Consider the following 12,072-nt stretch of genomic DNA (forward strand, 5'->3'; position numbering starts at 1 on the left):
GTGCGATTTCTAAGAAATGTCCGCGCTGAAAATCCTCGTGATCCCAGGATCGCTCCGCACCGGCTCGCTCAATGCGAGGCTGGCGGCGGTGGCCGTGCACGAACTGGCGCAAGCCGGCGCCGAAGTCACCCGCATCTCGCTGGTTGATTTCCCGCTGCCGATCTATGACGGCGACCTGCAGGCCAAATCCGGCGTGCCGAAACATGCGGTCAACCTGAAGCGGATGATGGCGGCCCATCATGGCGTGCTGATCGTGACGCCGGAATACAATTCCTCGGTGCCGGCGCTGGTGAAAAACACCATCGACTGGGTCAGCCGGGTGCAGGACGCGCACGAGACCCGTGGTCAGGTGTTTCGCGATCGGGTGTTTGCGATTGCGTCGGCCTCCGGCAACCGGCTCGGTGGTGCCCGCGCGCTGGCCGCGCTGCGGCTGATCCTGTCGGCGTGTCATGCAACCGTGATACCGAACCAGTTCGCGCTGGCGTTCGCCGAGGATGCCTATGATGAGATGGACCGCCTGAAGAATGCCGCTGATGCCGAGGGGCTGAAAGCGCTGGTGCGGCAGTTGATCGACGTTTCCCAACGCATGATGTGAGGTGACATGCAGCCAGCCAGTATCGCGCCGAAGGATCGGCTGATCGTTGCGCTCGACCTGCCCGGAGTGACCGAGGCGGAAGCGTTGATCGCGCGGCTCGGCGACAGCGTGAGCTTCTACAAGGTCGGCTATCAGCTCGCCTATGCCGGCGGCCTGCCGCTGGCGCAGCAACTGGCGAAGTCAGGCAAGAAGGTATTTATCGATCTCAAGCTGCACGACATCGGCAATACGGTGGCGCGCGGCGTTGAGAGCGTCGCCAAGCTCGGCGCGACCTTCCTCACCGTGCACGCCTATCCGCAGACCATGAAGGCCGCGGTCGAGGCGCGCCAAGGCTCGGGTCTGAAAATTCTCGCCGTCACCGTGCTGACCTCTTATGACGATGGGGACCTGCATGCCGCCGGCTATCGTCTCAACGTCTCCGACCTGGTGGAAGCGCGCGCCCAGCAGGCGCAGGTGCTCGGCGTCGACGGCCTCGTCAGCTCGCCGGAAGAGGCGACCGCGTTGCGCAAGATCGTCGGCCACCAGATGCATCTGGTGACGCCGGGTATCCGCCCCGCAGGGACTGCGACCGGCGACCAGAAGCGCATCATGACGCCGGCGAGGGCGATTGCCGCGGGTGCAGACTATCTGGTGGTCGGACGTCCGATCACGGAAGCCGCCGATCCGAGGACGGCCGCCGATGCCATTCAGGCGGAAATCAAACAGGCGTTGGGCTAAATAAAAGGGAGAGTAAGAATGCCAAAAGGGTACTGGATCGGCCGGGTCGACGTTCACAACGAGGAAGGCTACAAGCCCTACATCGCGGCCAACCCGGTCATCTTCCAGAAATTCGGCGGGCGCTTCATCGTGCGCGGCGGCAAGTTCACCGCAGTCGAAGGCCAAAGCCGCTCGCGCAACGTCGTGATCGAGTTTCCCGATTACGAAACTGCGCTGGCCTGCTACAATTCGCCGGAATACCAGGCCAACATCAAGGTCCGTCAGCCGCACTCGATCGCGGACCTCATCGTCATCGAGGGCTATGACGGGCCGTAGCCCTGAGCGCCTATTATTTCGCAATCTACAGCTACGCCCTCAGGGCCAACGCAAGATGCGGGGGTTCCGGTAGAAGCCGCGATTTTCGCGGGCCCCCATCGCATCAAGAAATATGTGCGAATGTTTCCGATCGTGCTTGGCCGATCGGCTCCCGTCAAAAAAAGCAAATAGCTGATCGTCATTCCTGCAGCGAACGCGGGATCTGCGGGCCAAACGTTCGCTATCAGACATTTCTTTTGTCCCCATATGGGGATTGTGACGCCGCCCCGCCTTCATCAAGTTGCGCGCCATCGAACTTCACATCGATCGTGATGGAAATCGAGCCAAACCACAAAATCCAGTGCATGACGGGCCGCGTGCCGACCCGCATCGCGAACGCGCGGGCGCAAGGAGTAGAAACCATGGCAATTATCCCCGGAACACCAGGCGACGACACATTGGTTGGCACGCCAGATCCCGATGAGATCAACGGCTTGGCCGGCAACGATACGATTACCGGATTGGAAGGCGATGACCTCGTCAATGGCGGTGCGGGCGATGACGACATCGATGGCGGAGCCGGCAACGACACGTTGAACGGCAATGCCGGCAACGATACGATCGTCGGCGGTGAAGGCGATGACCTCGTCAGTGGCGGCGCAGGCGATGACAATATCGATGGCGGAGTCGGCAACGACACGTTGAACGGCAATGCCGGCATGGATACGATCATGGGCGGTGAAGGCGATGACACCGTCAATGGCGGCGCGGGCGACGACAATATCGATGGCGGAGCCGGTAACGACACGTTGAACGGCAATGCCGGCAACGATACGATCGCCGGCGGTGAAGGCAATGACATCATCAATGGCGGCGCCGGTGATGACGACCTGTCGGGCAACGCGGGCGATGACACGCTCAACGGCGGGGTCGGCGACGATACCCTGAACGGCAATGAGGGTATGGATACGCTGAATGGCGGTCTCGGGAACGACACGCTGAATGGCGGGGCCGATGACGACACGCTGAACGGCGGTGTCGGAAACGATACACTCAACGGTCAAGGCGGCAACGACACGATGAGCGGCGGCGACGACGCGGACGACATGTCCGGCGGTGCCGGCGACGATATCATGTCCGGCGACGACGGCGACGACACCATGACCGGTGGTGCTGACAACGACACGATGTCCGGCGGCGAAGGCGACGACGAACTCAGCGGCGGAGCTGGTGACGACACGTTGGACGGCGACGCCGGAGATGACATGCTCGTCGGCGGTGCCGATGTCGATGTGCTCAATGGCGGAGATGGAGACGATACGCTCTTAGGCAACGCCGGCGACGACACCCTCAACGGCGGCGCGGGGGCCGATGAGTTGAACGGCGGCAATGGCGCCGATGTCCTCGATGGCGGCGAGGGCGACGATATCCTGACAGGCGGTGCAGGCTCCGATGACCATAATTTCGGCGACGGCAACGGGGCCGACTTCGGCGACGATGAAGTCACCGACCTGAACTTTGGTGATGGCGACGAAGTTAATGTCGATGCGCTTGATCCGGCCACCGTCGTGGTCCTGGTCGATGACGACGGCGCCAACACGACGCTCGATTTCGGCTTCGGCACTATCACGCTCACCGGCGTCACAGGTGGCGCAGACCCATTCGAGTCGATCGACGACATCAACGATGCCGCGGGTTACGAGGCCATCGAGATCGTTTAACTCCACAACTTCAGCGGGGCGGCTGCCGGGCCGCCCCGCTCCTGCCTGCAGTACTCAAGTGATAGTGCCGGCTACTCATGTATTCGCGTACTCGTTCTGAAACCTCAGCGTCTAGTCAACGATCGCTGCTTGGATTGATTCCGGGACGATCCGCATTCGTGTGGGTCGTGGCCTTTAGCGTGTCTTTGAACATGCTTCTGCTTGTCGTCCCCTTCTACGCCATCGAAGTGTTCGATCGGGTCATCAGCAGCGGCAGCGTTGAAACCCTTGTTGGCCTCACCATCATCGCCGCAATTGCTCTTGTTTTCAGCGCCGCGTTCGACACTCTGCGCAGCCGGCTGCTCAGTCGCTTTGCGGTTAGATTTGAGCGCTACCTCGCTCCCATCGTGCTTGAAAGCATGATCGTTGATGCCACCAATCGGGGTGACAGCAGGGCGCAAGATCTTGCAAAGGTGCGCGAGCTGAGGACGTTCCTATCCAGCGCAACGATTGCATCGCTGCTCGATGCTCCCTTTCTTCCGGCGTTTATTTTCATCCTGTTCTTTCTGCACCCCTGGTACGGCCTGATTGCGCTGGTCGGAACGGCGGTCCTCCTCACCATGGGCGTCGTGAGCCGCTGGATCGCGCGCGCCGAAATCGCGCAGGCGTCCCAGGCCGCGCAGAAGACCCAGATTACACTTGACGGAATTGTCCGGCATTCCGCCCTGGTGCGTGCGATGGGCTGGACCAGAGGTGCCATCCGCGAATTCATGGACCTCAACGACCAGGCCTTGTCCCCCGTGGTTCGAGCCAGCGAGCGGGTTTATGCGATCGGCGCCGCGGCGCGCATGGTAAGAACGACTTTGCAGGTCGCCGCGATCGGCGCAGGCGCCTGGCTCGTGCTCCAGAGCGAGGTGCTGGCGGGCAGTCTGATTGCGAGTTCGATCCTGATCGCCCGTACGCTGCAGCCGATGGAAGGTTTGATCTCGGCGCGCCGCGCGCTTACTTCCGCGCACGAGGCCTGGAAGCAAGTTCAGACGGCCGCAGCGCCGGTTCTTGTTCGCGAGAAACGTACGCTGCTTCCGTCCCCGTCCGGCAGAATTGCAGTCGAGCGGGTGTCATATCGGATACCTACGACGCCGCGCCCGATACTCGCAGGCATAAATTTCGAATGCCCGCCTTCCGGGATCATCGTCGTGATCGGGCCGACCGGCGCCGGAAAATCGACCTTGCTGCGCCTGATGGCGGGGTTGGAACGACCGAGTGGCGGCACCATCCGGCTGGACGACGCAGCCCTGCATAACTGGGACCCCGACCAGCTTGGGCAGTTTGTCGGCTATCTTCCTCAGGAAGTGCAGCTTCTGGGCGGCACGGTGGCCGAAGCTATCGCCGGCTTTGACGAGCATGCGCGTGACGAGGACATCGTTGCCGCGGCCACGCTCGCGCAGGCGCATGAGATGATTCTGTCTTTGTCAGCCGGCTACCAGACCGAAATAGGACGCGACGGCAACAAGCTTTCCGGCGGTCAGCGCCAGCGTATCGGTCTTGCCCGTGCCTTCTTTGGCGATCGCAAATTGATCCTGCTGGATGAACCGAATGCCAATCTCGATCCGGAGGGTGAGCAGGCACTGTGCTCCGCCATCGAGCGGGCGAAAGCGCGCGGAGCGACACTGGTAATAGTCACCCATCGGCCCCGACTATTGACCATCGCAGACGCGGTGCTCTTTCTGAGGGACGGAGTGCAGCTCGCTTTCGGATCGCCTGCTGAAGTCCTTCGCCTGCCTGTCGCCCCCGTCGCGAAGCCGCATGTCGTCCGGCAAGGTACGGAATCTCAGAAATTGGCCGTGGGGAGGACCGTTCGATGACGGAAAGAGGTCGAGATCGTGCAGTCGCCGTTTCCCGCAAGGAACGACCACGATCCGATATGCGGCGGATTATCGGATGGGGATGCGTGCTACTGGTTCTGCAATTTTGCTGCTTCGGCGTGTGGGCGATGACAGTTCCGCTTCGTGGCGCGGTTGTGGCACAAGGTGTCATAAAGGTTCATTCGAAGCGCAAGGCAGTCCAGCATCTTGAGGGAGGAATAGTAAAGTCAGTTCACGTCAGGGAAAACGATCAGGTCAAGGCCGGCCAACTCATCGCCCGGCTCGATACCACCCAGATCGAAGCAGCCCTCGGCTCGCTAGAGACAAAATACTTTGCAGTTCTGGCGATGGAGGCGCGGCTGGCGGCGGAAGAGGCCCGCGCGAAATCGATCATCTTTCCCGACGAACTGAAGAACAGCGCGAGCCATGCGTCCGCGCGCATTGCCATGCAAACCCAGGAGGGCGAGTTTGCTGCGCGACTGGCCGCAATCGAGAATGAACGCAAAATGATCGATCAGCAGATGCTGCAGTTGACGGACTCCATCCGAGGCCTCGAAAGCAGCACCAAGGGTGTCGAGCAACAACTAGCGCTATTGCGAGAGGAGATAGCTGACACAAGCTACCTCCTTACAAAGGGCCTCGCCCGAAAGCCACGCCTGTTAGCCTTGAAACGAGCCGAGGCCGAGTCGAGCGGACAGATTGACCGCAACGCGGCGTCGGTTGCGGAGAAGCGAGGCAAAATGGCGGAACTTGAGGACAGGCGCCGACAGTTGGGCTTCAACCAGAATCAGGAAATCGCGAAGCAGCGTCATGCGGCGAGCGAGGAGATCGGTGATCTCCGACATCGAATTGCCGCTCTGCGCAATCAACTTGGCCGGTCTGAATTGCGTGCCCCCGAGAGCGGAAAGATCGTGGGCCTCAACAGCCGGGATCTCAAAGCCGTGCTTGCACCCCGCGAAACGTTCCTCGAAATTGTTCCGACGGAGGACCGGCTTGTCATCGAGGCAGCATTGAAACCAATGGATCGGGAAGAGGTCTATGCCGGGCAGATCGCGCGTGTGCGAGTTCACGCATTGAATATCCGCCGTCGGCCCATGCTCGACGGAAAGGTCGTCGCTGTAGCGGCAGACGCACTGACCGACGCCAAGAGTGGCGTCACGTCTTACATGGCGGAACTGGAACTTGACATCAACGCGCCGACCGCCTCGTATTTCTCTTCGTTATTGCCCGGAATGCCCGTTGAGATATTTATCGAGACGGGAGAAAGGACCTTTGCGGAATATTTATTGCAGCCAATGGAACTGCGTATCAACCGCGCGTTTAAGGAGCACTAAGCCGACGGCATGAGTTCGACGGCATCTTGTTGCGGGAGGCGCCCGTGCATGAGAATGGCAAAGCACTACCCTCCAGGCAGGGTGGATTTCGCTTCAGTGACACTGAGCGCGGCGAGTCTCTTCAGTACGCCGAAGATCCTCAGATAGGGGGGGCCGCGGAGCAAGGCCCAAACCAGCGTGCGATGGAATATTTCGGCAAGGCTGTTGCCGAGCTTTTCGATTGCAACAGTTGCTACGTCGCGGCCATGTCTCACACCGGTGGGTCGGAGCTTAAAGAGGTCCGGATCGGACACGCCGCAATCGATCGCTCATGCACCATGACCGTCGCCCGAATTGCCCGCAAGGGCGCCGGGGTAGATTGCACCTTTCTCGAACCTGTCAACGCCCGCACCACCTTTGTGCGGAAACTGATCGGCTCCGAGCCAGGAACAAGCGGTCATTCCGTCATCGGCAGATTTGCCTCTCGCGACAGGTCGACCGTAGTGTTTGTCGCGGGATGGCGGCAGGCTGCGCTCGCTCGGGCCGAAATTCCGTGTCTCGCGCGTGCGGTGCGTACGGTTTGGGGGACGGCTCATTCGCTCGTGCAGCGTTCCCCCAATCGACATCAGAACGCAGAAATCTGGCTGGAAAATCTGGCATTCCCTGCGTTCATCGTGGACGAAGGCCTGCACGTTCACGAAGTCAATCGCTGTGGTCGAGCGCTATCTGCAAAGGGCGAACTTCTCAGGGTGGATGGTGGCAGGCTCGCAGGATCCAGCGGACTGGTAACCGAGCGTTTGAGGGCGGCAGTCCGCGAGGCGTTGATTCCCAGGCTCGGTCAGGTTTGGCTGAACACGACTGTGCCTCTCTCTACGGAGCGTCAGCAGTTTGCCTTCGCCAAGATCGGGGCCGCGCCAACACATTGCGACGTCGGGAAAGCGTTGGTCATCGTGCCGCAATTCGATGAAGTGCTGGGGGCACACCGTATTGCATCCGCCTTCGGCTTGAACTGGGCCGAAGAGAGAATCATCGCCCGGATCCTTCAATTCCAGTGTCCACGTGATATCGGCGCCGACCTTCGGTTGACCGAGGCGACTGTAAGAACCTATACCAAGCGCATCATGCTCAAGCTGGGAATTAATCGGCAGGCCGAGTTCTTTTTGCTCTATCATCTCACGCAGTCCCCATTCGGGGCCGGCAGGCGCGAAAAGGCCGTCGCGCCGATGTCGGCGGATTGCCGGTTGCTCTGTGTGGCTGATAAGCGGCCCCCGAATTGATGCGCCAGCTATTGCCATGGTCCAGGACTTCATGCGCCGTGTGACTTCTTATCGAGCCTTTGCCATCGCGGCGGCACTGGGCATTTCTTCCAATGCGATCGCCGAGAGCATTCAATTGAGCATGCCGATCGCGTGCGAACCTGGCCGGACCTGCTACATCCAGAATTATACGGATGTCGATCCGTCGGGATCAGCGCGAGACTATAAATGCGGCACGCTGACGTATGACCGCCACAACGGGACGGACTTTCGCTTGCCGTCGCGGGCGTCGCAAAAGGCCGGCGTGGAAGTGCTCGCTTCCGCAAGTGGCCGCGTCCTTCGCACGCGAGACGGCGCGCCAGACGGCGCCGTTGGCAAGTCTGCGCCCGAAACTGTTCGCGACGTCGAATGTGGCAACGGCGTTGTGATCGAACACCCGGAAAATTGGGAAACCCAATATTGTCACATGGCTCGCGGCAGCCTCGTGGTAAAGCCCGGAGAGGCAGTCAAAGCTGGGCAGCCGCTTGGCCGGGTCGGTCTCTCGGGGCTGACCGAATATCCTCATCTGCATTTCACGGTCAGGCATAAGGGAGCGGTCGTAGATCCCTTCGCATATGGTGCCAGTTCCGGCTCCTGCGGGGGCGGCGAACTGCTGTGGCATCCGGCACTTCACGCGCAACTTGCTTATCAGGAGCGAACCATTCTGAACGCCGGCTTCGCGAACGGTCCGGTGACGATGGAGCTTGTCGAGGATGGAAGCGCGGGCATGGAAAAGCCGTCTGCCAGCGCGGCGGCAATTGTCGCTTTCGTTCGCGTCATTGGTCTGAAGGCGGGCGACGCGCAACGGCTCGTCATCGAGGATCCAACCGGAAAGGCCATCGCCGAAAATCGAGCCGCGCAACTCGAGAGCAACAAGGCGCAATTCATGCTGTTTACCGGCAGGAAGCGTCCGGCGACGGGCTGGGAACGTGGCACCTACAAGGCCACATATGTCGTGGAGCGCGACGGCCGGATGGTTCTGGAGAGGAAGCTGGAACTCACTCTCTAGAGCAACGGTCTTCGGGGTAATCTGATTTGAGTCGGCGGACACGACGCCGACCGATCCCAATCATGGCAGGATCGAGTAGGGCAGGATCGCCACCCTGATTGCCCTTTTGCCTCCGCCCGGCGGGGATCGCTTGGCCGCCGGCGGGAGCCGCAAAAGCGCCTGATTGGTTGCCGGAACGGCCTCATCCCGCTATAGGGCGTGCAGAGGTAAAAGCCATGGCCGATATGCGATTGATCGTAGCGGGGGCCGGCGGCCGGATGGGCCGTGCGCTGGTGCGCGTGATTTCGGAAACGCCGGGTGCGGCGCTGGCCGGCGCGCTGGAAGCGCCGGGCTCGGAACTTCTGGGCAAGGATGCCGGCGTGCTCGCCGGCCTGCCGGCCAATGGCGTCGAGTTGTCGGCGGACCTCTGGACATTGTCCTCCAATGCCGACGGCATTCTGGATTTCACCGTGCCCGCGGCCACCATCGCCAATGTCGCGATCGCCGCCGAACGCGGTCTGGTGCACATCGTCGGAACCACCGGCCTGTCGGTGTCCGACATGGCGGTCATCAAGAGCGTCACCTCGCGTGCGGTGGTGGTGCAGTCCGGCAATATGAGCCTCGGCGTCAATCTGCTCGCCGCACTGGTCAAGCGTGTCGCGCAATCGCTGGACGAAAGTTTTGACATCGAAATCGTCGAGATGCACCACAAGGCCAAGATCGACGCGCCCTCGGGCACGGCCTTCCTGCTCGGTGAAGCTGCGGCCGCCGGCCGCGGCGTCGACCTGCACGCCCGCTCCGCGCGCGGCCGCGACGGCCATACCGGCGCGCGCCGGCCCGGCGATATCGGTTTCGCTTCGCTTCGCGGCGGCACCGTCACCGGCGATCACTCCGTGATCTTCGCGGGTCCGATGGAGCGGATCGAACTGACCCACCGCGCCGAGGACCGAACCATGTTCGCGCAGGGCGCGATCAAGGCGGCGCTGTGGGCGCGGGGCAAGGCGCCCGGCTTCTACACGATGACCGACGTGCTGGGGCTCGCCGACTTCTAACCATCGAAAAACGGAATCTTGGAATGAGCGATCGTCTTCTCGTGCTCGTGCGGCACGGCCAGAGCGACTGGAATTTGAAGAACCTGTTCACCGGCTGGAAGGATCCCGACCTCTCCGAACTCGGTGTATCGGAAGCAAAAGAGGCCGGCCGCAAGCTGAAGGCGCAGGGATTGACGTTCGATGTCGCCTTTACCTCGGTGCTGAAGCGGGCGCAGCGCACGCTCGACCTGGCGCTGGCGGAGATCGGCCAGACCGGATTGCCGACCAAATGCGACCTGGCGCTCAACGAGCGCGACTACGGCGACCTTTCGGGACTCAACAAGGATGACGCCCGCAAGAAATGGGGTGAGGAGCAGGTCTTGATCTGGCGCCGCTCCTATGACGTGCCGCCGCCCGGCGGCGAAAGCCTCAAGGACACGCTGGCGCGCGCGCTGCCGTATTACGTGCAGGAGATTCTGCCTGGCGTGCTGCGCGGCGAGCGCACGCTGGTCGCCGCCCACGGCAACTCGCTGCGCGCGCTGATCATGGTGCTGGAGAAGCTGACGCCCGAGCAGATCTTGAAGCGCGAACTCGCGACCGGCGCGCCGGTGATCTACCGGCTCAACGCGGATTCGACGGTCGCGTCGAAGCTCGATCTGGCGGCGTAACGCTGGACTCGTAGGGTGGGCAAAGGAGCGCAAGCGACGTGCCCATCATCTGTCCGCGTCGTCGGACTGCAATGGTGGGCACGCTCCGCTTTGCCCACCCTACGGCGTCCACGTAATTCAATGCAATCCTACCTGCCCCGCTTCCCAGCCGAGCATCGCCTGCTTGCGCGTGACGCCCCAGTGATAGCCGGTTAGCGCGCCACCCTTGCCGAGGGCGCGATGGCAGGGCACCACGAACGACACCGGGTTGCGGCCGACTGCGGCGCCGACTGCGCGCGAGGCTTTCGGGCTTTTGATCTTGGTGGCGATGTCAGAATAACAGACCGCGCGGCCCATCGGGATCTTCAACAGCGTCTCCCACACCCGCACCTCGAAATCGGTGCCGATCAGCACCACGCGCAGCGGCTGGTCCGGCCGCCACAGCCGCGTATCGAAGATGCGTTGCGCGAGGCCGACGGTGCCGTCATGGTCCTCGACATAGGTCGCATTCGGCCAGCGCCGCTTCATGTCGGCGAACGCCGTCGGCTCGTCGCCGGGATCGGCGAAGGCGAGCCCCGCAAGGCCTCGCTCGCTCGCGATCACGATGGCCGTGCCGAACGGCGAAGCATGGAACCCGTAACTCAGCGTCATGCCGGCGCCGCCATTCTTCCATTCGCCCGGCGACATCGCTTCATGGGTGACGAAGAGATCATGCAGCCGGCCCGGGCCGGACAGCCCCGAGTCGAGCGCGGCATCGAGCACGCTCGCGGAATCGCGCAACAAGCCCTTGGCATGGTCCAGGGTAAGCGCCTGCATAAACGCCTTCGGCGTCAGCCCGGCCCAGCGGCGGAATAGATGGTGCAGTTCGTCCGGCGTCACGGCGGCGGCATCCGCCATCGCCTCGATGGTCGGCTGCGTGCGCCAGTGTTCCGAGATGAACGCGATGGCGCGGCGCACCGAATCGTAATCGCGCAGCGCAGCGCTCTGGTGGCCTGGTTTGGCCAGGCGCTGGTCGTGTATGGCTGATATCATCATGGGGTCTGATTTAGGGCTCATGCGGCCTCCAAACCACCCGATTTCCGACAAGCATCTCAAGCCACCGGATTATAGGTAGGCCCGCGCTTGGCGACCTGTAGTGCGGCCAATAAGGCTTTGGCAAAGCTAGCTTTTTCGTCGGGTCCCAGGACTTGGCCGATCGACACCCGGTGGCCGCGGGAGACTAGGTAAAGCCGCTCGATGCCGAATTCCGGGTCGCCGGTCTGCTCCAACTGCACCCAGAGCGGATTGCACGACCATTCCATCAGATGGCCAAGATGGCTGACCCGCCGGACGCGCAACTCCGTTGGCGTCACCATGATGTCCTCGGTGGCATCAGCGCTGCGAAAATTGACCCGGAACGCCCAGTAGATCACCAGCACATCAAGGCCGAAAAAGCCGACCACGGGCCAGGCGCCCATCAGCAAAAATGCGATGCCGGCGACAAAGCTCACGCCGCCGATGAAAATCATCAGCACCAAAAAGCCGGTGCGGTTCAGCGAGCGATGCGGCGTCACCCGCGCCGAAAACAGCGTCGGCTGATCAAGCTCCGGATCAAAGTCGTTGCTTGCGGTCATCGCGTGTCAGTATA

The 12,072-nt window shown here is 61.9% G+C and carries 12 protein-coding genes; 10 read left to right on the forward strand and 2 right to left on the reverse strand.

Annotated elements, in window-relative coordinates; genetic code table 11:
• Positions 1-16 precede the first annotated feature (16 nt).
• The 10 genes from LMTR3_RS17815 to LMTR3_RS17860 all read left to right on the forward strand — a co-directional run bounded on the left by LMTR3_RS17815 (position 17) and on the right by LMTR3_RS17860 (position 10,466).
• Complete coding sequence (locus LMTR3_RS17815; protein WP_065746361.1) at positions 17-595, forward strand: NADPH-dependent FMN reductase; 579 nt, start codon at positions 17-19, stop codon at positions 593-595.
• A gap of 6 nt (positions 596-601) precedes the next feature.
• Positions 602-1,312, forward strand: a complete 711-nt coding sequence (gene pyrF, locus LMTR3_RS17820) for an orotidine-5'-phosphate decarboxylase (RefSeq protein WP_065746362.1) — start codon at positions 602-604, stop codon at positions 1,310-1,312.
• A gap of 18 nt (positions 1,313-1,330) precedes the next feature.
• Positions 1,331-1,627 carry a DUF1330 domain-containing protein gene (locus LMTR3_RS17825; protein ID WP_065746363.1) on the forward strand — a complete coding sequence of 99 codons (297 nt, stop codon included), beginning with the start codon at positions 1,331-1,333 and terminating at the stop codon, positions 1,625-1,627.
• A gap of 311 nt (positions 1,628-1,938) precedes the next feature.
• Entirely contained in the window at positions 1,939-3,327 is a 1,389-nt protein-coding gene (locus LMTR3_RS17830; protein WP_141686671.1) for a calcium-binding protein, read from the forward strand.
• 77 nt (positions 3,328-3,404) lie between these two features.
• Entirely contained in the window at positions 3,405-5,171 is a 1,767-nt protein-coding gene (locus LMTR3_RS17835) for a type I secretion system permease/ATPase (RefSeq protein WP_084029687.1), read from the forward strand.
• 86 nt (positions 5,172-5,257) lie between these two features.
• Positions 5,258-6,505, forward strand: coding sequence for an HlyD family type I secretion periplasmic adaptor subunit (locus LMTR3_RS17840; RefSeq protein ID WP_245319927.1), 1,248 nt, complete (start codon positions 5,258-5,260; stop codon positions 6,503-6,505).
• A 182-nt stretch (positions 6,506-6,687) separates the two neighbouring features.
• Positions 6,688-7,761 carry a helix-turn-helix transcriptional regulator gene (locus LMTR3_RS17845; RefSeq protein ID WP_065746747.1) on the forward strand — a complete coding sequence of 358 codons (1,074 nt, stop codon included), beginning with the start codon at positions 6,688-6,690 and terminating at the stop codon, positions 7,759-7,761.
• Between the two features lie 31 nt (positions 7,762-7,792).
• Positions 7,793-8,788 carry a M23 family metallopeptidase gene (locus tag LMTR3_RS17850; RefSeq protein ID WP_065746748.1) on the forward strand — a complete coding sequence of 332 codons (996 nt, stop codon included), beginning with the start codon at positions 7,793-7,795 and terminating at the stop codon, positions 8,786-8,788.
• Positions 8,789-9,003: 215 nt separating this feature from the next.
• A complete protein-coding gene (gene dapB, locus LMTR3_RS17855) occupies positions 9,004-9,819 on the forward strand; it encodes a 4-hydroxy-tetrahydrodipicolinate reductase (RefSeq protein WP_065746366.1) in 816 nt (271 codons plus the stop codon).
• A 23-nt stretch (positions 9,820-9,842) separates the two neighbouring features.
• The gene (locus tag LMTR3_RS17860; RefSeq protein ID WP_065746367.1) at positions 9,843-10,466 is read left to right on the forward strand and encodes a 2,3-bisphosphoglycerate-dependent phosphoglycerate mutase; all 624 of its coding nucleotides are present in this window, start codon (positions 9,843-9,845) and stop codon (positions 10,464-10,466) included.
• Between the two features lie 117 nt (positions 10,467-10,583).
• Here the strand turns inward: LMTR3_RS17860 and LMTR3_RS17865 are convergent, their stop codons facing one another.
• Together LMTR3_RS17865 and LMTR3_RS17870 are read right to left on the reverse strand one after the other, a co-directional pair.
• Positions 10,584-11,480 (reverse strand): methylated-DNA--[protein]-cysteine S-methyltransferase, encoded by an 897-nt coding sequence (locus LMTR3_RS17865; protein ID WP_065746368.1) that lies wholly within the window; start codon positions 11,478-11,480, stop codon positions 10,584-10,586.
• A gap of 56 nt (positions 11,481-11,536) precedes the next feature.
• Positions 11,537-12,058 carry a DUF2244 domain-containing protein gene (locus LMTR3_RS17870; protein ID WP_065746369.1) on the reverse strand — a complete coding sequence of 174 codons (522 nt, stop codon included), beginning with the start codon at positions 12,056-12,058 and terminating at the stop codon, positions 11,537-11,539.
• Between the last annotated feature and the right edge of the window lie 14 nt (positions 12,059-12,072).

This window comes from Bradyrhizobium sp. LMTR 3, from assembly GCF_001693485.1.
Lineage (GTDB): Bacteria > Pseudomonadota > Alphaproteobacteria > Rhizobiales > Xanthobacteraceae > Bradyrhizobium.